This window comes from Acinetobacter guillouiae CIP 63.46, from assembly GCF_000368145.1.
GTDB classification, from domain to species: Bacteria; Pseudomonadota; Gammaproteobacteria; order Pseudomonadales; family Moraxellaceae; genus Acinetobacter; species Acinetobacter guillouiae.
Window position 1 is genome coordinate 254,420 of the sequence record NZ_KB849282.1, and the last position, 22,828, is coordinate 277,247.

Below are 22,828 nucleotides of genomic sequence, written 5' to 3' on the forward strand. Positions count from 1 at the left end.
AATCCGCAGATTGGCTTTACAATATTCTTAAAATTTAAAAGATTATCACTTAGGCAGAGCACTTCGCCATTTATCACCTAACATCAAATCTAAACGGTCAGCATCAATATTCAACTTAAAAGTTCCATTACGAACTGCTTCTAAGGCTTTCTCGCGATTCATCCCCATCGAAAGTGGTTCCATCATGGTAAACAAACCTGATGTAGGATCAGAGGACTGTAAACCAGCAGCCACAGCCAAAACATACTCTCTGAGTAATGGTGAAGAAATTTGATTTATATTCGGTTCAGAGGCTTTGGGCTGCATATCAAGCACAGCAAAATTATCGCCTATCACATAATTTTGGATCTCATTCTCTTTTTTAATGATCTGATGTTGTAACGCTTTACGTACATCCTTATCTTCTTGATAAGGAACAACACCTACAGCTTCTTGACGCAATTCAGAATCCGCCATCACTTTAATGGTAGGCAATGAGGCAACTTCTTCTGCCTGTACAGTGGGTAACCAAACAGAAAGAGCAGTTACAAGTATCGAAACTTTGATAAAGTTCATACATTTCACCTAAAAAATAAATCATCCTATACATTCAATAAAATGATTCAATACATTTAATATTGTCTATTAAATAGGCTATAACAAATTATAGCGAGATTCACTAAAGCTCAGATAAACGGTAAATACTGTTAAAATTCTGAAATAAAGATTAAATAGGTTTTGCTCACTCAACAGCTTGAATAGAGCCACCGATAAATTTTTTCAACTGATCCATTTCAGTTTATAAGAGGTCTATTATGAATCTTGCTAAAGTTGCTGAAATAACTAAAGTTAGCCCGCGTATGCTCCGTTATTATGAAGAGCTAGGATTAATTCGTCCGCAACGAACAGCGAATCACTATCGAGATTATAATCAAGCAAACATCGAGGATATTCAAAAAATTAAAGTTCTCAATGATGCCGGCATGCATTTAAAAGACATTAAATTATTATTGCCATGTTTCGATTTGGCTGAGGAAAAACTTACCTTATGCCCAGTTGCCAAAGAGACATTAGAAATGGAGTTAGAACATATTTCAGAAAAATTAGCCAAACTCAAAAAATCTCAAAGCTTATTAGCATCTTTTTTAATGCAAGGAAAAGTTGAAGAAACCAAGCGCTAATCGAGATCAACCTCATTGAAGCGCTTTGACTCGCTCTTTTTCTTCACTATTCATATCCTTCCAAGCTTTTCGATCATTCCAAAACCAATAGCCATTTTTATCCTGTGCAATACATCCCGCATCAGATTTAGTTTTAAAACTTGCATAATCAGCATCGTCAAGTTTGCCAAAACGTTCTTCATAAATATTGTGCTTGTCTTTTGCATAACAATCTCCGAGCAACTCAAAACTACTGGCATCTGCACCCTCTAAAATAGAAAAACTGCCCCCATCCAGCATGCTAAAGTAGCGATAAACATGCCGTTTATCTTTATACAAATTAGAAGGGTTTAACTGCGTGAAGCTCGCTAAATCTATAGTGTCATTCAAAGAAGGCCCATCTTCACCACCAAAACCCAAATGTCGATAAAAACGCTCACCCATGATCGACAGGCTTTTGCTAGGCAGAACATGTTCAGATAGAAACATGCTACAACGATTTGCATAAGGAAACTTTAAAGCCAATTCTCGTTGAGGATTGATATATAAATTGTCCCGCACAAGGTTCCATTGCTGTTTTTCCTGCTCAGCATTTAAAGCCGCTTGCTTTTCCTCCTCGACACATTGGTCATACACAATTTGTTCAGCACATAAAATAGGGGCTAAGCCTAAAAAATGCTTCCATCCATAAACCTTTTTATAAGTATCGACATCCAGAATGGAATCTCGGTCAATTTGATAAACACCAAAATGATAACGATATAAAGCAACACTTTTACAATCCTGCTGAACGAGAATTGGCGTCTGGTAGACATAGCCAATCCCACCCAGCAATAGCAGTATAAACATTGTAAAAAACAACCATATTTTTATATTTTTCATTCATCTACTTCTAAAATTTACAAGGCTTCTTCTAATACTTCCGCATTTTGCTCTTTTTTCTGATTGATTTGGCTATTCAATTTCAGTACATCCTGAAATAACTGATTAAATTGTTTCACTTGAGCATCTTCTTTAAACAAAATTTGATTGCCCTGCTTCTGCCACTCATATTTTTTTAACAAATCAAACATGGTTTCAGCTTTACCTAAAATTTGTAGCTCATTTAGGATTAGGGTATTTTCAGGGTCAAGTTCAGCATTCTGTTCGAGCTTATCCTGTAAGGGTTTCTTGAGGTCTTTACGCAAATCTATTTTTTTTAATTCGTTTAAAGCCTCGGTTTTATTTTGTCTATTTTTTTGCTGATATTGCTGCATTGCTTGTCGTACAGTCACCAGCATCTGTGTTGTTTCTACATAGTTCTGTTTACGGTCTGCATCCAAACGATTTACATCTAAAAAATGATCCCATTTGGCCGCTGCGAGCTGATTTAAATAAGTGTTCCGTGTATCAACATTCTTGGCCCAATATTTCAATAAAAACTCAGACAAGGTTTTGTAATCACCTTTGAGCCGATTATCATGGATATCAATATTGACTGGTTTCGAGCGGTCTTGAGCTTGTTCAGAAAGTTGCCGCATTTTTTCAGTCATCACCAAATCAAATGCTTGGCGATTGGCTTCTTCATTCTTTACTGAAGTATGGTCATAGTAGAAAAATCCAATAACAGCCAGAAAAATGATACCGAAAACAATCAAAAGTCGACGCATACCAAGCTCCGAACATCCTTATAGATTACTTAGAATATCCTAAGCGACTCTTTTTTGTATATTAATTATGCAAAATAACAATAAATAACTTTTGCTGAATAAGCTTAAAATGGGCATCACTTAAAAGTTTCACTTTAAATTTATGCAAACAAACCCCATCATAATCCAGAATTAGATTGTAGAGATTTCCCATGCGCGTAGATATTTGGTCAGATGTGGTTTGTCCTTTTTGCTATATCGGTAAAAAACGTTTAGAAGCTGCTGCTGAACAAGCAGGTATTGAACTTGAAGTCCATTGGCACAGTTTTGAACTTGATCCTGAAGCACCTACGCGTCAAGAAGTTTCAAACTCTGAACGTCTTGCGCAAAAATATGGACGTAGCATCCCTGAAGTCGAAGATATGCAACGCAATATTGCAGCAATGGCAAAAGAAGAAGGCATCCAATTTAACTGGGAAAATGCCAACTCAGGAAATACCTTTAATGCCCATCGTATCATTCACCTTGCACAAAGTAAGGGTTTAGGTTCAGAAGCGGAAGAAGCTTTTTTCTATAGCTATATGACACAAGGCCTACCGATTGGTGAGCGTGAAACAATTGAAGATGTCGCATCTCGTATTGGCTTAAATCCGATCGAAGTTGATGATGTTCTAGACTCTGAAGAATATGCTGACTTTGTAAAATTCGATGAACAAGTTGCTCATGAACAATTAAAAGTAACAGGTGTACCATTCTTTGTCTTTGATCAACGTGTGGCTTTAGCGGGTGCTCAACCACGTGAAGTCTTTGTACAAGTGTTAGAAAAAGCCCTTGAAACTGCAAATGATGCTGAGATCGAGCAACAGGATGGCCCTGTTTGTGCTGATGACTCTTGTGAAGTTCCAAACAAATAAAATCAGCTACTGGAGAAATTCCTTGAAGGAGTTTCTTCAGTATTCAATAAGCATAGTAATATTTAAGAAAAAGGTTAAAAAACCAACATAAACTGATAATAAAAATATACTAATGATTTCTACGCTTTATTTTTAATGGGTCATTTTTTAAAATTTTACGTGCCATTTTTGCAATACAGCGTTGCAGAAAAGGAACTATTCATCGTGTTTTTCTTAGACTAAGATCTGTAAATATTTTTCGTTCCCACGAAATTCATGCGCTGTAGTTTCATTTTTAATTTTCTTATTTTTTAAGACACAACACCTCCTCTTTTGGAGGTGTTTTTATTTATGCCACAATAAAATCGGCCTTGAGGATAAAATTAAAGTTATCCACAACAGCGTATAATTTTTCTTCATTCTCGATTTTCAAACGTTTATGGGATCTATTCACAATCGCTTATCTATTCTTCTTGGATAAGTGCATATTTTGTACCTAAAGCAATTTTTAGCTTAAAAGCTTTACTACAATTGGGCTGTGGATAATAAAAGCACTGATCTATTAAAAAACAGCTTAAACTGCGCTTTGGTTCGCGATATCGCTGATAGAATGCGTTTCATTTTAAATAAATTTATGTTTTTTGTACTTAAAATAGCGATTCCATTGAAATTCAGTGTTTTTTTAAGGCATAGTTATACTGAAAATTAAAAACTGAATGACTCAAAGTTTAAGAAGTGTGCATATGAATAAAATATCAATCTTCTCAAAACTACCTTATGTCTTAATATTAGGCGGTTTTTTTGGGAACGCTGCATTTGCAGAAGTAAATAGCAGTCTTGAAGCGAATGCTAAAACGGGGAAAGTCGATCAGCAACCTTCTTTAGCCACCACCAAAGAAAATGAGATCGGCTTGCTCAACTATATTCCAAAAATTGTTGACTCAACACCGACCATTTTTCCTGAACAATCTGATCAGGTTATTGTTCCCCCAACAGATGCGACAGAAGATCAAACCTGGGCCGACAAAAAGCAGAAAAAGATTAGCAATTGGGCAGACCGTACAGCCAATAAAATGGACAACTGGTTTGGAAAAACTGATCCGGCACATCCAGCATCAGCAACGTTGCGGATCATTGTTGATAATCAATGGAACAAACATGATGGTTATGATGTCAATCCACGTATTCGAGGGAAAGTAAAATTACCCACACTTGAAAACCGTTTAAGTGTGGTCTTTGGTGATGATTCATTAGATGATGAAATTTCCAATAATATTGCGATCAATAACAATCATGCTGATGGCAATCCAGATAAACGAGTGGATGGTAAACAAATTCGTGATGATAACAGCTCGATTGCTTTACGTTGGTCACAGCTTTCTAAACGCTTACCTTTTGACATAGATGCAGACCTTGGTATTCGTTCAGGCGATGATATTTATGCACGTTTAAAGGCCCAAAAGGATTGGAAACTGGGGAATGATTTTACTTTTCATGCAGAACAAATTTACCGCTATGGGATCGACAGTGAAAACTATTTAAGAACCAACTTAGAGCTAACCCATGCTCGCCCCAATCAGCCCTTTATTTCTAACCAATTCTATGTGACGTATGCAGATGAACAAGACGATGATTTAACTTGGGATAACCGTACTTATCGTCAACATCAGTTCTTTAAAAACAATCGCTTTAACTACGGTATCTACACTGGCGGTTATTATAATGATAATGATCTTAAATTAAACAGTTGGGGGCCTTTTGTGTCTTGGCGGCAACCTGTTTGGCGTGAATGGTTTTACGTACAAGGTGATTTAAATTATTTTAATGATCGTCGTGAAGATCGTAGCCATTTCCCAAGTGCTTTGGTCCGTTTAGAAGCGTTATTTTAAGCATAAGCTGAATCTTTAAGCTGAACTGTGGATAAGTTTCGACTTATCCACTGATGTTGATAAAACGCCTGCCACATCCTTTTAATTCAATGAGGCAATTGAAAACAATTCAAAAGTAAAACTATAAGCGGGACCAAAGTCGCTAGAATTTGGCATATACATTGTTTCGTAAGTCATTCGCCCAATCGCCCTAACTTCTTTATCGACTAAAGCATCGTCTATTTTAAGACTTGGATGTACTGCTATAGGTAACGCCATTCCCCCTTTCCCATCATTAGCTGCAAGTTCATAGTTCTGACCATTTTTTTTCAATATACCAATCACAGCAGCCTGTGTGTTTTGTCGTAAGAACATGGCGTTATGTACTGAAAGATCTGTGGTATTTGCATTGCGCTTTTCAACAGCTGGAAGTTCATATGCCATCACTACTGTTGTAGCTAAACTGAGTAATACAGAACAGCCTATACATTGAATTCTTTTAAATTTATTCATTTAATCTTATTAATAAAAAAGCCTATCTCTAAGATAGGCTCTGTTAAAACAAATGACGACTTATTTAAGCAATAAATTGTTAATACGTTTTACATATTCCGCAGGATCATCAGGTAAACCACCCTCAGCAATTACTGCCTGATCAAAGATCACATTGGCTAAATCATCAAACTGTGCCGAGCCTTCCAATTTTTTCACTAAAGGATGTTCTGGGTTAATTTCCAGAATTGGCTTAGATTCAGGTACAGCCTGACCCGCTTGTTTTAACATACGAATCAATTGTGGAGAAAGCTCACCATCGCTGGTCACTAGACATGCTGGTGAGTCCACCAAACGCGTTGTCACACGCACTTCTTTGGTCTTAGCTTTTAATGAATCAGAGAGTTTTTCAACCACAGGTTTAAACTGTTCTGCGGCAGCTTCAAGTGCTTTTTTCTCTTCAGCATCTTGTAAATCACCAAGATCGACTGCACCCTTTGCGACATTTTGCATAGGTGTACCATCAAAGTCATGCACAAACTCCATCGCCCATTCATCAACACGGTCTGCCATAAGCAAAACTTCAATGTCTTTTTTACGGAACAATTCAAGTTGTGGTGAGTTTTTTGCAGCCGCTAAGCTATCGGCAGTCACATAATAGATGGCTTTTTGCCCTTCTTTCATGCGTGCTTTATACGCTTCCAATGATGTTGAAACTTCATCATTGCTCGAAGTAGAGAAGCGTAAAAGTTTTAGAATACGTTCACGATTACCAAAGTCTTCACCTAAACCTTCCTTGATTACTGAACCAAATTCAGCATAGAAGGTTTTAAATTTGTCTTGGTCAGCTTGATCTTCTGATTTTGCTAAAGCATCCAGTGTAGTCAATACACGACGTGCATTTCCTTCACGGATGGTTTTCACATCACGGCTTTCTTGTAGAATCTCACGACTTACGTTAAGCGGCAGATCAGCACTATCCACCACACCTTGTACAAAACGTAAATAATTTGGAATCAGATTGTCTGCATCATCCATAATAAATACACGTTTTACATAAAGTTTGATGCCTGCTTTAGCTTCACGTGTGAAAATATTACTTGGTGCTTTACTTGGAATATAAAGCAATTGGGTATATTCAGTGCTGCCTTCAACTCGGTTATGTGCCCAAGCCAATGGTGCATCAAAGTCATGAGTTAAATTCTTATAGAATTCTACATACTGCTCTTCTGTAATTTCGCCTTTGCTACGTGTCCACAAAGCACTTGCTGAGTTAATCGCTTCCCATTCATCTGTTTTAACATAATGACCTGGTTTTTTCTCTTCGCCTTCAGCAGCTTCTTCTTCCTGCCAAACTTCCTTCTGCATTTCGATAGGTAAGCTGATATGGTCAGAGTATTTATTGATAATTTGTTTAACTTTATAAGATTCTAAATAATCCAGCGCATCATCACGTAAATGCAAAATAATCGATGTTCCACGTGAAGTCTTCTCAATTTGTTCAACTTCAAAATCACCTGTACCGCCACTGATCCAACGTACACCTTCTGATGTATCTAAACCTGCACGACGAGATTCAACGGTAATCTTATCAGCAACGATAAAACCAGAATAAAAACCTACACCAAACTGACCAATCAGTTGCGCATCTGCTTTTTGGTCACCAGATAGCTTTGACATAAAGTCTTTGGTGCCTGATTTAGCAATCGTCCCTAAGTTATCAATGGCTTCCTGTTGGCTTAAACCAATACCATTATCTGAGATGGTGATTGTTTTAGCATCTTTATCTAGGCTTACACGAACATGTAAGTCTGGATCATTCTCATAATATTCAGGATGGTTAATTCCTTCAAAACGCAACTTATCACATGCATCTGAAGCATTTGAAATCAGCTCGCGTAGGAAAATTTCAGGGTTAGAATAAAGTGAATGCGTCACTAAATGTAAAAGCTGAGCCACTTCTGCTTGAAAGCTATGCTTTTTTGAACTGTGTTGTACGTTCTGTTCACTCATAAAATCACTCCGTAAATTCATAACGCTTTTTTATTGAATGCATTAGAAATGGAGTGGTTTAAGCATATTTCAATAGGCAAATTTATTTTTTTTTAAAATGGGCCTTGTTGGTAAACTCGATTCATATAAATCTCTAGTTTTTGCTGGCGCATCTGATACGCATCGGTTAAACAACGTAGATTGTCCTGACATTGATTGCGCAGTTGTAACCATTTCACTTGCTGATCCTGTATCACGCCCCGTGTTCCCATCGGAACGAGTTTACGGATAATGGTATAGGTGGTCGCCATTTTGACATCTGCATCGTTTAAACTGCGATGCTCACAAATGGCATGTTCGCTTTTGGTCTGGGCACGCTCACAATTAAAACTTGCAGCATTGGCTATAGTGCTACTGCTTAACCCTACAAATATTATAAAAATTAAATTTTTCATATCATGTCAAAGTCTTATTGATGTTCTGATAGATTAAATGGATTTAATCGGCGCTTATATAGCTAAAAATAACTATTTTTTATTGCTTCTTGTTTCAATATATAAGGCTCTGTAAAAATAAGAAAACTCGGTAAATTTACCGAGTTTTTTATGATTCTAAAGCAAACTTAGAATCTATAGCTATAACCCAAAGTATAGATAACTGGATCAATATCTAAATCAAATTTTGCAGCAGTGGTATTACCCGCTTTAACAGTCACTTCTGGGCTTAATTGAGCATAACGGGCATCAAAGAAAACACCCCAATTTTTTGCATCAGCAGGTTGGAAGTTAAAACCGATTTGACCAGCAAAACCAAAATCTTCTTTAACTTTAACCTTAGTGCCCGCCAATGCCCCAGATGATTCCTCATCCCATGCAAGGAATGCTGTACCACCAACACCAATATACGGTGTAAAACGTGTAGAGTTTTTAAAGTTATATTTAAACGTTACAGTTGGTGGTAAGTGTTTAAGGTTAACTGCTTTTTCACCATCTAATTTCACATCGTGGCTAATTGGTGTAGCTAATAAAACTTCCGCAGAGAAAGGTGTTTCACCAAAGATGTATTCTACAGAAGGCGTAAAAGCATATTCATGGTCTGCCTTCACAGTCCCAACACCAGCAACTTTGGTGTCTTGTGTTGGTGCAATCACCGAACCACCAACTTTGACTTGCCAATCTGCAAATGAAGCAGAAGAAATTGCCATTAATGCAATAAGAGCAGTTTGCTTTAACATTATAAATACCCCAGCGTTGTTATTAATAAGCATTAAACATAGGTATTAATAATATTGCAACATTTATTTAAATCAAAAATTATCATATATTTTCAAATAATTGTTATATAAGTAAATTTATTTTAACCATATCAATATGGTTGGTTTTTAAACCCAACTTAATTAATCAAGTTTATTTAATTAAAACCAAGTATTTTAATCAAGATAATATTATCGATTGGTTAGTTATTTTAAATAAATAAAATCATAACTATTATTTTATTTTTTAATATTTATAGGAAATTTCTCGCAAACACAAGTTATTTCAGACTAAATAACCATAAAAAAGGAGATTCATCAATCATTTAATGAATCTCCTTATGTTTGATCAATGCCGGCTTATAAAACCATCGCTGCAATCCAACCAAACACCAATAATGGAATATTAAAATGGATAAATGTTGGAACAACTGTATCCCAAATATGATCATGTTGCCCATCTACACCCAAACCAGCAGTAGGTCCTAAGGTCGAATCTGAAGCTGGTGAACCCGCATCTCCTAGTGCTGCCGCAGTACCAATTAAGGCAACAGTTGCAAGCGGAGAGAAGCCGAATTGTACACATAAAGGAACATAAATGACTGCAAGTACAGGCACACTTGAAAATGATGAACCAATTCCAATCGTCACAAATAATCCAATAAATAACATCAAGAAAGCAGCCAGCGCTTTATTGTCACCAATCAAATGAACAACACCGTTAACCAACTGATTTATGTCCCCAGTATGGGTCATCACAGATGCAAAACCCGCGGCAGAGATCATAATAAAACCGACCAATGCCATCATACGCATCCCTTGTACAAAAACATCATCCGCTTCTTGCCATTTAAAAATCCCTGCGGCAGAAAGAACAGAGAATCCAACCAATCCACCAAGAATCATCGAGCCTGAATACAATTGAGAGATCAGGGTTAAAATGATTGCCAGCAATGCCATAACAATAGTTTTCTTGGCAATCACAGGAGCTTCTTGTTTGGCTTCTTGCTCTAAGGCAATGCCATCAGCTTTTAATACCTCAACATTTACCGCACGAAGTGGTTTATCTAAATCAATCGTGGTAATTGGTGCAACATTACGATCAACATAAATACGCGGTTTGCGATAACTGACAAAAACAGCAAATAAAGTACCAATCACCATACCCAATACAGGAATAGCCATCCCCATAGGCATCATGCTTCTTTCAACATGTAGATGATAAGCAGCGCCTATTTTGTTGATATTCCCCATCAGAATTTGTTCAAGAAAAATTGCACCAAAGCCTACAGGCAAGAAGATATATGTGCCGACCAAACCTAAGGTCAGTACACATGCTGCGGCACGACGGTCGAGTTTCAAGTGATTCATCACTTTTAATAACGGTGGAACAAGCACAGGAATAAACGCAATATGCACAGGGATTAAGTTTTGTGAACAAATCGCGGCAATCAGTAAAATACCCAATAATAAGAATTTTACTTTGGTTGCTTGTTTCTGCGTGGCTTCCATACCGAGTAAGCCAATCAGTTTATATGCCAATAAATCGGGCAAGCCTGACTTTGAAAGTGCCAAAGCGAAAGCGCCTAATACCGCATATGCCAAGGCAACTTCTGCACCATCACCTAAGCCCGCATTAAATGCTGTAACTGTATCTGACAGACTTAAACCTGCAACCAACCCACCTATAATTGCTGAAATAACCAATGTTAAAACAACAGAAACTCGTGCCAGTGACAAGATAAACATCACGGCAATCGCAATAACGACAGCATTCATGGAGAAATTTACGAAAATTTGAAAGCCGATATTTTATCAGATTCACTACAATGAAGCTGTAATTTAGTCGAACTGGTCATAAAATGAATAGGCCATGTGAAAACATGCCTATTCTTACAAGAACTAATCATCACTTTGAGTAAATCAACTCTCACTATTTTTGAGTGCAAATTCTTGAATATATTGTGCAATCTCTTGTGGTTGGCTAAGTATCGCCCAATGGTTTGCATCAACTTCTACACGTTCAAAATCTGTTGCCCATTTAGGCACTTCATCAATCAATTCTGGGCTTACAAATTTATCTCTTAACAATACAACCGCCTGCACAGGACATACTGCATAACGCTGACGTGGTCGAGTTAAACGTGGTAGAAAGTTAGCACGGTATAGACCGATACCATGTTCACCATCTTTAGCAATATTTTGGTTTAACGGTAAGCCTTTCTTTTTCTCAAGTTGCGTTAAAATTGCGCCCCAGCGTTGTGGACTAAAGAAATGCCAAACGGTCGGTGCAAGAAATGGTAACTGGAATGCAACGATATACCAAGATTTAAATAACTGCTTAAAAAATTTAGGCTTTTCATGCAAGAACTGTTCGCGCATCCAAAAAGCAGCATGATCTAAGCAAGGTCCAGACATGGTGGTATAAGACAAAATACGATTTTTAAATTTAGGTTCAGTCACAGATTCCCACGACTGAATCGAGCCCCAGTCATGCGCTGCAAGATGAAAATTACGATTGGGCAGTAGCTCATTTACCACGCACTCTAAATCCAGAGATAAGCGTGCTAAGCCATAATCACGAATTCGTTTCGGTACAGAAGACTGTCCTGCCCCACGCACATCATAAGTAATGATGTAAAATTTTGAGATCAATTGTTCAATAATCGGTTCCCAAACTTCCTGATTATCAGGATAGCCATGCACTAAAACCAATGCAGGGTTTTCAGCATTACCCCATGTTTTTGCATAAAGTTTTTGCTTATCTTGTGTGGATATCCAATAAGTTTGCACTTGCATTGAGTCACCTTTTATTGTTTTACCATTGGCTGTGATTTCGTTGTAGAGGGCATTTGGATCAATGCCACATTCCATTCAGTTCTTTATTATGGTTTAAAAATCGATAACTAGAATTGACCATGAATGCGCTAATCAAAAAACTACAGACAATCCCATTTGTTTCCAAGTTTATGTTGAATCATTTTTCTCCATATAAAGGTGCAGGGATTGAAATCGAAAAAATTGATCTAAAAAACTATCATGTTCGGGTCAAAATGCCACTGACACATAGCAATCAAAATATTGTTGGTGTGCACTTTGGCGGTAGTTTGTATTCAATGGTTGATCCATTTTATATGCTTCTTTTAATGCATCATCTGGGTCCGAAATATATGGTTTGGGATAAAACCGCAAGCATCAATTTCCTTTCCCCTGGACGTAGTACGGTTTATGCAGATATTCGTTTAGATGCGATTGAAATCGAACATGTCAAAGATTTAGCGGAAAACTATAATCCAGTCTATCGTAACTATACCGTGAATATTTTTGATGATTCTGGTTTAAGAATTGCTGAGGTACAAAAAACCGTATATATCCGTCGTAAAAACCCCCACCCCTTAAAACGCTAAACAAGATTAAAATCAGTCTTGCTAATGCGAAATATCAATAGGATGCCGCAATAGTACTAAGATGGTCAGATCTTTTAAGCTTAGATATGAATAGGGATAAAAAATAAGCGCATCACGTAATCAGCAATGCTAATACGTTGCGCTTATTTTTATTGAGTCTTGGGTTTAGACGCTTACTTATTTTGCTCAATAGCAGCACCAGCACCACCACCGATCGCGCCACCAATTGCAGCACCGGCATCACCGCCAAGAACACCCTTACCAAGGACTGAGCCAATACCCGCACCGATACCACTATAGGTTGCATTGCGATTTGAACCATTATTGGCTTTGCTTCCTACAGCAGCACCACCGCCTGCACCAACAGCAGCACCAACGCCATTACCTGCATGATTACCTACACCGCCACCAACAGCACCACCAAGGGCCGCTGAAGCAATACGCTTATCATTTGCTGACATGTTTTCACAACCTGTAAGCATCACAATAGGTAAACTCACACACATCATAGTCATTACTATTTTTTTCATGTTATTCATCCTTTCTATCTGAACTTACAAATGCAGTTGATTACCACTGATTGTATGAAAACACTAATTTATGGATTAAATTAAATTTTCATGTTGCCATTTGTAGTCTTTGATTATCAAAGATGCACCATCTAATTTAAATAACATTCATGTTAATAAGAAATTATTAGATCGTTTTCATAAATCAAAAGATGATCATGTTGAGTGAATTATTATATTGGTATTGAAAGTCCCTTCTCGCTTTGGGAGAAAGCTAGGATGAGGGAAATTTCATGTTGATTTATCGTTTTAAAAAGGCGTTATGAAAAAAGCCTATCTTTGAGTAACCGCTTTCTAGTTAAAATTTTAAAACAAGGGGTTAACCATCAAATACCTCATACTGAATTTTAATTTTGTTTATTTAAATTTTTCTTTGAGAAAATGATAACTTGCATAAACAAGCATCAAGATTGCCAGCTGGCTGAATACCAAGAAAAGCATAAAAAAGAGTTCAGCAAAGACAACACCAAGTTGATAGTGATACAAGGATTGGAATAAATAGCCATTTCGACCTAAACCTATGGTCATATCTTGTTTCGCGAAATGCCATTGCATCATCGAAAAACTAAACCAGATAAACCCAAGAATACATACAACCACAAGCACGCCATCCCACAACTTAAACTGCGCTGTCTGGGGCGTTGTTTGAAGTGTAGTTTCACGCTCTTCTTGCCAAATCATGCAAAATAAAAAAACGGCCCAAATGCTGCTCAATAGTGAAAAATATGCAGTCACCGATACAGTATAAAAAGCCAAGGGACCAAACCTTCCCGTTTGAATCTTTAATTTTTCTGTGATGAATTGAAATACATCGTGCTGCCAATTCATTTCTGGCTGAGCAGGTAAAAACATCAACAAACAGACGGGAACGAACATGACTGCCAGTAAAACTACCCATATATTTCTAATTTTAACTGCCATTTTTAATGTTTGTGACTGAGGTCTACTCAGTATATAAAAAAAGACGCCCTAAGGCGTCTTCTTCATTTCAAAAGCTGTTTAACTTAGAAAGAATCTTCGTTTAAAGCTTGAGAGAATGCTTGATCTACTTCAGAGAAGTCATTTACAAGCTCATGCTCTGCAGCTTCTGCTTCTTGACGACGACGCTCTAAGTGGTATGCAAGACCAGTACCTGCTGGAATCAAGCGACCTACAACAACGTTTTCTTTCAAGCCGCGTAAATCATCTTCTTTACCTGTTACAGCCGCTTCAGTTAACACACGTGTTGTTTCCTGGAACGATGCAGCAGAGATAAACGAGTCAGTAGAAAGCGATGCTTTGGTAATACCCATCAATTGACGTTCATACTTCGCAGGGAACTTGTTCTGAGCCAATACCGCTTGGTTTTCGCCCACAACGCGGATGTAATCCACTTGTTCGCCTTTGATAAAGCTTGTATCGCCACCGTCGGTAATGTCAACTTTACGCAACATTTGACGAACGATTACTTCGATATGCTTATCGTTGATTTTTACACCTTGTAAGCGGTAAACGTCTTGAACTTCGTTCACGATGTAGTTGGTTAATGCAACTTCACCTTTCAAACGCAAGATGTCATGTGGGTTTTGTGGACCATCAGAAATGGTTTCACCACGGTTCACATGCTCACCTTCAAACACGTTAATGGTACGCCATTTTGGAATCAACTCTTCATAAATTTCAGAGCCATCATCTGGTGTAATCACTAAACGGTTCTTACCTTTGGTTTCTTTACCAAAGCTTACAACACCTGAGATTTCAGCAAGAATTGCATGTTCTTTCGGCTTACGTGCTTCGAACAAGTCAGCTACACGTGGCAGACCACCGGTAATATCACGAGTACGTGAAGTTTCTTGTGGTACACGACCAATAACGTCACCAACACCGATCGTCTCACCATCACGAACAGTCACGATCGTGTTTTGTGGCAAGAAGTAGAACTGTTCGCCGCCATCGGTTGTATCCAACACGATTGCAGGACGCAAATCTTTACCAGAAGCAGGACGTGCTGTTACAGGTAAAATTTCAACAGTGGTCATACCCGTTGCATCATCAGTTTTCGATGTTGCAGTTACGCCATCCGAAATTTGGCTGAAGCGTGCTTTACCAGCAACTTCTGTAACCAATGGATGTGTATGCGGATCCCAAGTTGCAACAATACCGCCGCCTTCTACAGGTTGACCATCTTTAATCAAGATAGACGCACCGTATGGAAGTTTATAACGCTCACGTTCGCGACCTAAATCATCAGCGATACCGATTTCACCTGAACGTGAAACAGACACCAAGTGACCTTTGGCATGTTGAACAGTTTTAACGTTATGGAAACGAACTGTACCTTTGTTACGTACTTGTACGCTATTTGCAGCAGACGTTCGGCTTGCAGCACCACCTACGTGGAATGTACGCATGGTTAACTGTGTACCAGGTTCACCAATTGATTGCGCAGCCATAACACCGACAGATTCACCTGGATTTACCAAGTGACCACGCGCCAAGTCACGACCATAACATTTAGCACATACACCGAAAGTCGAAGCACAGTTTACAACTGAACGTACTTTAACTTCATCGACACCCGCATCTTCAAGATACGCAGCGATTTTCTCGTCAATCAATGTGTTACGTGGAAGAACAACTTCATCTGAACCCGCTTTTTTCACGTCTTCAGCAGTTACACGTCCTAATACGCGTACACTTAATGGCTCAATGACATCGCCACCTTGAATGAACGGAGTCATTACAAGACCTTCCAACGTACCACAATCTGGCTCAGTAATAACCAAGTCTTGCGCAACGTCGACCAGACGACGTGTCAAGTAACCAGAGTTTGCTGTTTTAAGTGCTGTATCGGCCAAACCTTTACGCGCACCATGTGTTGAAATGAAGTACTGAAGTACTGTCAAACCTTCACGGAAGTTTGCTTTAATCGGTGTCTCAATGATCGAACCATCTGGTTTCGCCATCAAACCACGCATACCTGCAAGCTGACGGATCTGAGCTGCCGAACCACGGGCACCTGAGTCAGACATCATATAGATACTGTTGAATGATTTTTGCTTCTCGTCTTCACCCTGTTTGTTTTTAACAGTCGTGAATGACAAGTTGTCCATCATCGCTTTGGCAACTTGGTCGTTAGTACGCGCCCAAATATCGACAACTTTGTTGTAACGCTCACCCGCAGTTACGAAACCTTGCTCGAATTGTTGTTCAATTTCACGAACTTCAACTTCTGCTTTTTCGATAATTGCTTGTTTTTGTGGTGGAATCAACATGTCTTCCATACCCACAGAAACACCAGAACGTGTTGCTTGACGGAAGCCCAAGTACATCAATTGGTCAGCAAAGATAACTGTATCTTTCAAACCTAATTTACGGTAGCAAGAGTTAATCAACTTAGAGATGTTCTTTTTAGTCATCTCAACGTTGATTTGTTGGAAATCCATACCTTCAGGAACAACTTCCCAAAGTAAGCAACGACCAGGTGTCGTATCTACAACAATAGTTTGATGCTCACGGTTACCGTTTTCATCAATCACTGTTTGGTGTACACGTGCTTTTACACGTGCATGTAAGTCAACTTGACCTGTTGCAAGTGCACGGTTTACTTCGTGAGTATCCGCAAACACCATGCCTTCACCTTTGGCATTGATTGCATCACGTGTGATGTAATACAAGCCCAAGACAACGTCCTGAGAAGGTACGATGATCGGCTCACCGTTGGCAGGTGACAAGATGTTGTTGGTCGACATCATTAACGCACGAGCTTCTAATTGAGCTTCAAGTGTTAATGGAACGTGAACCGCCATTTGGTCACCATCGAAGTCGGCGTTAAACGCAGCACAAACGAGTGGGTGTAAACGGATCGCTTTACCTTCAATTAGAATAGGTTCAAATGCTTGAAGACCTAAACGGTGAAGTGTTGGCGCACGGTTCAACATCACTGGATGTTGACGAATTACAGATGCAAGAACGTCCCAAACTTCAGGAGTTTCACGCTCAACCATTTTCTTCGCAGCTTTAATGGTTGTTGCTTGGCCAGAAGCTTGTAGCTTAGCAAAGATAAACGGCTTGAATAATTCAAGTGCCATTTTCTTCGGAAGACCACATTGGTGTAAACGTAAAGTTGGACCTACAGTAATTACCGAACGACCAGAGTAGTCAACACGCTTACCAAGTAAGTTTTGACGGAAACGACCTTGCTTACCTTTGATCATATCTGCCAAAGATTTAAGCGGACGTTTGTTCGAACCGGTAATAGCACGACCACGACGACCATTGTCCAATAACGCATCTACAGACTCTTGTAACATACGTTTTTCGTTACGTACGATAATGTCTGGTGCAGCAAGGTCAAGAAGACGTTTTAAACGGTTGTTACGGTTGATCACACGACGATAAAGGTCGTTCAAGTCAGAAGTCGCAAAACGACCACCTTCAAGCGGTACCAACGGGCGAAGATCAGGTGGAAGTACTGGAAGTACATTCATCACCATCCATTCTGGCTTGTTGTTCGATTCTTTGAACGCTTCCATCAACTTCAAACGTTTAGAGGCTTTTTTAAGCTTCGTTTCTGAAGTTGTGTTCGGAATTTCTTCACGTAAACGAGAAATTTCAGCTTCAAGATCGATGTCTTTCAACAAATCTTGAACTGCTTCTGCACCCATTTTCGCGCTGAATTCGTCACCATGTTCTTCTAACGCTGTGAAGTATTCTTCATCGTTAAGAAGTTGGTACTTTTCCATTGGCGTCATGCCAGGATCAGTAACCACATAAGATTCGAAGTACAATACACGTTCGATATCACGTAAAGTCATATCAAGTAATAAACCGATACGGCTTGGTAATGATTTCAAGAACCAAATATGCGCAACTGGAGAAGCAAGCTCGATGTGACCCATACGCTCACGACGAACTTTTGCAGTTGTTACTTCAACGCCACATTTTTCACAAATGACGCCTTTATATTTCATACGCTTGTATTTACCACACAAGCATTCGTAATCTTTTACTGGACCAAAGATTTTGGCACAGAATAAACCATCACGTTCTGGTTTAAACGTACGATAGTTAATGGTTTCTGGCTTTTTAACTTCACCGTGCGACCATGACTTAATCATTTCTGGTGACGCAAGACCAATACGGATACGGTCAAACTCTACTGGAGCATGACCATCTGAATCCGTCTTTTTGCGCATGATATCGAGCAAGTCTTTCAATTTTTTTCTCCGTGTGTCGAAGCGCTTTTCAGGCTACGACTGGGTCACAAATATTGTTTTTTCACTGAATTTTAATCCCCCTTGATCCCCCTTTTTCTAAGGGGGAAAGTCCCTCTTTCATAAAGAGGGATTTAGGGAGATTCAATGGTGAAGTTTAGTCACCATTTTTCAGTTCAATGTTGATACCTAAAGAACGGATCTCTTTGGTCAATACGTTAAACGATTCAGGCATACCCGGATCCATATAATGGTTACCATCTACGATGTTCTTATAGATGCGAGTACGACCTTCAACGTCATCCGACTTCACAGTAAGCATTTCTTGAAGTGTATAAGCAGCACCATAAGCTTCTAGTGCCCAGACTTCCATCTCACCGAAACGCTGACCACCGAATTGTGCTTTACCACCAAGCGGTTGTTGAGTTACAAGTGAATAAGAACCAGTAGAACGTGCATGCATCTTGTCATCAACCAAATGGTTCAACTTGAGCATGTACATATAACCAACAGTTACTGGGCGGTCAAAACGCTCACCTGTACGTCCGTCATACAATACTGTTTGACCTGTACGTGAGATACCACCAAGCTCAAGTAACTCTTTGATCTGACTTTCTTCTGCACCATCAAATACTGGCGTAGCTAAAGGAACACCTTTACGCAAGTTACCTGATAACACCAAGATTTCTTCATCAGTTAAGCTATCAAGATCTTCTTGCTCGCCACCAACTTTGTTATAAATCTTGTCTAAGAAATCACGAAGCTCAAGAACGGTACGTTGCTCTTTCATCATCTTGTCGATCTTATCGCCAAGACCTTTTGCAGCCATACCTAAGTGAGTTTCAAGAATCTGACCCACGTTCATACGTGATGGTACACCCAATGGGTTAAGTACGACATCAACTGGAACACCATGGATGTCATGCGGCATGTCTTCAACAGGCAAGATGTTTGATACAACACCTTTGTTACCGTGACGACCCGCCATCTTATCACCAGGCTGGATACGACGTTTTACAGCTAAATAAACTTTAACAACTTTCAAGACACCTGTTGTAAGCTCATCACCTGTAGAAAGTTTGCGTTTTTTCTCAGCAAATTTCTCATCAATCTCGTAGCTCTTCTCTTTCAAGAACACTTGAATTTGAGTTAAGCGTTCAGCGATGCCTTCATCTGTTGGTTGAACTTCTAAAAGATCAACAAGCTCTAAACCAGACAATACATCTTCAGATAGCTTATCACCGCGCTTAGTAGTACCGCCGCCATTCGACTCTTGGCCTTTTAACAAACGGATAATACGTTCACGAGCTGCTTCTTCGAAGATTTTGAATTCTTCTTTCAAGTCTTTACGGTAAGCATCAAGCTGCGCTTTCTCAATCGCTTGAGCACGTTCATCTTTCTCGATACCGTCACGTGTAAACACTTGAACGTCGATGACTGTACCTTTAACGCTTGAAGAAACACGTAAAGATGAATCTTTAACGTCTGCCGCTTTCTCACCAAAGATTGCACGAAGTAATTTTTCTTCAGGGGTTAATTGTGTTTCACCTTTAGGCGTCACTTTACCAACAAGAATATCACCCGCTGCAACTTCAGCACCGATATAAACAATACCTGATTCATCAAGTTTAGATAACGCTGCTTCACCTACGTTAGGAATATCGGCAGTGATTTCTTCCGCACCTAACTTCGTATCACGCGCAACACATGATAATTCTTGAATATGAATTGAAGTTAAACGATCTTCTTGAAGAACACGTTCAGATAATAAAATCGAGTCTTCGTAGTTATAACCGTTCCAAGTCATGAACGCGACACGCATGTTCTGACCCAATGCTAATTCACCACCATCAGTTGATGGACCATCAGCAAGAACGTCACCACGGCCGACTTTATCGCCCATGCTCACAAGCACTTTTTGGTTAATACATGTGTTTTGGTTTGAACGCGTGTATTTGATCAAGTTGTAGATATCTACACCTGCTTCACCCGCGATCATTTCATCTTCGTTGACACGAATAACCACACGTGATGCATCTACAAACTCAATGCGTCCGCCACGTTTCGCGATCACACATACACCAGAGTCGTGCGCTACGTTTGCTTCCATGCCGGTACCCACAAGTGGTTTATCAGCAAGCAATGTAGGAACAGCCTGACGTTGCATGTTTGAACCCATCAATGCACGGTTGGCATCATCGTGTTCAAGGAATGGAATAAGTGATGCAGCGACAGATACAACCTGTTGAGCAGATACATCCATATGCGTCACTTTTTCAGGTGGCATACGAACGAAGTCACCTTGGTGACGTACTGAAACGAAGTCTTCTGTTAAATGTCCATCTTTATCCAATGCAGAATCGGCCTGTGCAATAACAGTACCTACTTCTTCAATTGCAGATAAATATTCAACATCATCTGTTACACGACCATCAACAACGCGACGGTATGGTGTTTCCAAGAAACCGAAGTTGTTCGCTTTTGCATAAACAGAAAGCGAGTTGATCAAACCAATGTTTGGTCCTTCAGGTGTTTCAATTGGACATACACGACCATAGTGAGTTTGATGTACGTCACGTACTTCAAAGCCCGCACGTTCACGTGTCAAACCACCAGGCCCAAGCGCAGATACACGACGTTTGTGTGTAATTTCTGACAATGGGTTGTTTTGATCCATAAACTGTGACAATTGGCTTGAACCAAAGAATTCTTTGATTGCAGCAGCAACTGGTTTCGCATTGATCAAATCTTGTGGAGACAAGTTATCTGTTTCAGCTTGGTTTAAACGCTCTTTAACAGCACGTTCAACACGAACTAAACCAACACGGAATTGGTTTTCTGTCATTTCACCAACAGAACGTACGCGACGGTTACCCAAGTGATCGATATCGTCGACTTCACCTTTACCGTTACGAATTTCTACCAGTGTTTTCAGTACATCAATGATGTCATCGTTAGAAAGAATACCTTCTACTTCACGAGACTTCTGATCTGTACCTACTTCGTAAGGACGACCCAAACGACGGTTAAACTTCATACGACCCACAGGCGATAAATCATAACGCTCTGTAGAGAAGAATAAGTTATTGAATAAGTTTTCAGCCGCTTCTTTCGTTGGTGGCTCACCTGGACGCATCACTTTGTAGATTTCTACAAGTGCTTCTTCACGACCAGATGTTGTATCTGCACGTAAGGTGTCAGCAACAAAAGAACCACGATCGATGTCATTGGTGAACAGGATATTAAATTGTTTAATACCACCTTCAGCAATTCTGACCAAAATCTCATGACTTAATACAGTGTTAGCAGTAATTACTTCACCGTCTTTAAGTACGATATCTTCAGCAGTAATACGCTCATACAAATATTCATCTGGAACTGGAAGTTTAGTTAAACCAGCAGCTTCCATTTGACGTACATGGCGAGCATTAATACGTTTACCTTGTTCAACAATGGCTTTACCATCATTGTCCACGATATCAAATTGAGCCATTTCACCACGAAGACGTTCAGGCACAAGGTCAATCTGATAGCTACCCATATCAAGATATACAGGTACTTTTTCGTAGAACATATTCAGAATTTGTTCATTGCTATAGCTCAATGCACGCAACACAACAGTCGCAAGCAATTTACGACGACGGTCAATACGTACAAAGACTAAATCTTTAGCATCAAACTCAAAATCTAACCATGAACCACGATAAGGAATAATACGTGCTGAATAAAGCACTTTACCGCTTGAATGCGTTTTACCTTTATCATGGTCAAAGAATACGCCTGGTGAACGGTGTAATTGAGATACGATTACACGCTCAGTACCATTGATGACAAAGGTACCATTCTCAGTCATGAGTGGCATTTCACCCATGTACACTTCTTGTTCACGTACGTCTTTAATAGATTTCGTTTCACGATCTTTGATGATCAAACGAATTTTAACGCGCATTGGTGCCGCAAAGGTTGAGCCACGAAGAATACATTCGCGAACATCAAACTCTGGTTTACCAAGACTATACTCAACGAATTCTAAAGCAGCATTGCCCGAATAACTTTCAATAGGAAAAACTGAACGAAATGCAGCTTGGAGACCGATATCTTCGCGATTTTTTGGTGTTTTGCCGTCTTGCAAGAATGTTCTGTACGAGTCGACTTGAATCGAGAGCAGGTACGGAGCATGCATGACTTGGGGCAATTTACCAAAATTCTTACGGATCCGTTTCTTTTCGGTATATGAGTATGCCATCTGGAGTCCTCGGAAAGTAAACTAAGTCCGCCTGCAGAACGAACTTAGAAGGAATTACGCAGGTCGATATGACCACCACTTTTATACAAATGCTGCAAATTTCAGTGGTACAAAACGCTTAGCAATATTTTTAAAATGGAAAAATAT

Annotated in this window: 17 protein-coding genes; 4 read left to right on the forward strand and 13 right to left on the reverse strand. The window is 39.3% G+C overall.

From position 1 onward, the window contains the following. Positions 1 to 45 precede the first annotated feature (45 nt). Positions 46 to 555: a hypothetical protein gene (locus F981_RS03440; RefSeq protein ID WP_004718446.1), complete on the reverse strand. Its 510-nt coding sequence runs from the start codon at positions 553 to 555 to the stop codon at positions 46 to 48. Between the two features lie 239 nt (positions 556 to 794). On the opposite strand from F981_RS03440, the gene F981_RS03445 reads away from it, so the two are divergent. After that, entirely contained in the window at positions 795 to 1,160 is a 366-nt protein-coding gene (locus F981_RS03445) for a MerR family transcriptional regulator (RefSeq protein ID WP_004718448.1), read from the forward strand. A 12-nt stretch (positions 1,161 to 1,172) separates the two neighbouring features. Here the strand turns inward: F981_RS03445 and F981_RS03450 are convergent, their stop codons facing one another. Together F981_RS03450 and F981_RS03455 are read right to left on the reverse strand one after the other, a co-directional pair. Then, a complete protein-coding gene (locus F981_RS03450; protein ID WP_004718449.1) occupies positions 1,173 to 1,988 on the reverse strand; it encodes a DKNYY domain-containing protein in 816 nt (271 codons plus the stop codon). Positions 1,989 to 2,038: 50 nt separating this feature from the next. Continuing rightward, on the reverse strand, positions 2,039 to 2,788 hold the full coding sequence (locus F981_RS03455; RefSeq protein WP_004718452.1) for a hypothetical protein: 750 nt from the start codon (positions 2,786 to 2,788) through the stop codon (positions 2,039 to 2,041). A 191-nt stretch (positions 2,789 to 2,979) separates the two neighbouring features. On the opposite strand from F981_RS03455, the gene F981_RS03460 reads away from it, so the two are divergent. Together F981_RS03460 and F981_RS03465 are read left to right on the forward strand one after the other, a co-directional pair. Beyond that, positions 2,980 to 3,681: a DsbA family oxidoreductase gene (locus F981_RS03460; protein WP_004718454.1), complete on the forward strand. Its 702-nt coding sequence runs from the start codon at positions 2,980 to 2,982 to the stop codon at positions 3,679 to 3,681. 722 nt (positions 3,682 to 4,403) lie between these two features. After that, positions 4,404 to 5,549 carry a hypothetical protein gene (locus F981_RS03465; protein WP_035372393.1) on the forward strand — a complete coding sequence of 382 codons (1,146 nt, stop codon included), beginning with the start codon at positions 4,404 to 4,406 and terminating at the stop codon, positions 5,547 to 5,549. 81 nt (positions 5,550 to 5,630) lie between these two features. Here the strand turns inward: F981_RS03465 and F981_RS03470 are convergent, their stop codons facing one another. The 6 genes from F981_RS03470 to F981_RS03495 all read right to left on the reverse strand — a co-directional run bounded on the left by F981_RS03470 (position 5,631) and on the right by F981_RS03495 (position 12,063). After that, on the reverse strand, positions 5,631 to 5,972 hold the full coding sequence (locus F981_RS03470) for a hypothetical protein (protein WP_016539693.1): 342 nt from the start codon (positions 5,970 to 5,972) through the stop codon (positions 5,631 to 5,633). Between the two features lie 129 nt (positions 5,973 to 6,101). Further along, the gene (htpG, locus tag F981_RS03475) at positions 6,102 to 8,033 is read right to left on the reverse strand and encodes a molecular chaperone HtpG (RefSeq protein WP_004718460.1); all 1,932 of its coding nucleotides are present in this window, start codon (positions 8,031 to 8,033) and stop codon (positions 6,102 to 6,104) included. Positions 8,034 to 8,125: 92 nt separating this feature from the next. After that, positions 8,126 to 8,467, reverse strand: coding sequence for a lysozyme inhibitor LprI family protein (locus F981_RS03480; protein ID WP_004718461.1), 342 nt, complete (start codon positions 8,465 to 8,467; stop codon positions 8,126 to 8,128). A gap of 167 nt (positions 8,468 to 8,634) precedes the next feature. Further along, the gene (locus F981_RS03485; protein ID WP_016539694.1) at positions 8,635 to 9,246 is read right to left on the reverse strand and encodes an OmpW/AlkL family protein; all 612 of its coding nucleotides are present in this window, start codon (positions 9,244 to 9,246) and stop codon (positions 8,635 to 8,637) included. 378 nt (positions 9,247 to 9,624) lie between these two features. Continuing rightward, complete coding sequence (locus F981_RS03490) at positions 9,625 to 11,043, reverse strand: Na+/H+ antiporter family protein (protein ID WP_004718465.1); 1,419 nt, start codon at positions 11,041 to 11,043, stop codon at positions 9,625 to 9,627. A 144-nt stretch (positions 11,044 to 11,187) separates the two neighbouring features. Continuing rightward, entirely contained in the window at positions 11,188 to 12,063 is an 876-nt protein-coding gene (locus F981_RS03495) for an alpha/beta fold hydrolase (RefSeq protein WP_035372395.1), read from the reverse strand. 119 nt (positions 12,064 to 12,182) lie between these two features. On the opposite strand from F981_RS03495, the gene F981_RS03500 reads away from it, so the two are divergent. After that, positions 12,183 to 12,671 (forward strand): PaaI family thioesterase, encoded by a 489-nt coding sequence (locus tag F981_RS03500; protein ID WP_004718468.1) that lies wholly within the window; start codon positions 12,183 to 12,185, stop codon positions 12,669 to 12,671. A gap of 173 nt (positions 12,672 to 12,844) precedes the next feature. Here F981_RS03500 and F981_RS03505 read toward each other — a convergent pair whose 3' ends face one another. From F981_RS03505 to rpoB, 4 genes are all read right to left on the reverse strand, one after another. Beyond that, complete coding sequence (locus F981_RS03505; protein ID WP_004718470.1) at positions 12,845 to 13,201, reverse strand: hypothetical protein; 357 nt, start codon at positions 13,199 to 13,201, stop codon at positions 12,845 to 12,847. Between the two features lie 396 nt (positions 13,202 to 13,597). Next, positions 13,598 to 14,161, reverse strand: coding sequence for a hypothetical protein (locus F981_RS03510; RefSeq protein ID WP_004718472.1), 564 nt, complete (start codon positions 14,159 to 14,161; stop codon positions 13,598 to 13,600). Positions 14,162 to 14,244: 83 nt separating this feature from the next. Continuing rightward, positions 14,245 to 18,438, reverse strand: a complete 4,194-nt coding sequence (gene rpoC, locus F981_RS03515; RefSeq protein ID WP_004718473.1) for a DNA-directed RNA polymerase subunit beta' — start codon at positions 18,436 to 18,438, stop codon at positions 14,245 to 14,247. Positions 18,439 to 18,592: 154 nt separating this feature from the next. Next, entirely contained in the window at positions 18,593 to 22,681 is a 4,089-nt protein-coding gene (rpoB, locus tag F981_RS03520; RefSeq protein ID WP_004718475.1) for a DNA-directed RNA polymerase subunit beta, read from the reverse strand. Between the last annotated feature and the right edge of the window lie 147 nt (positions 22,682 to 22,828).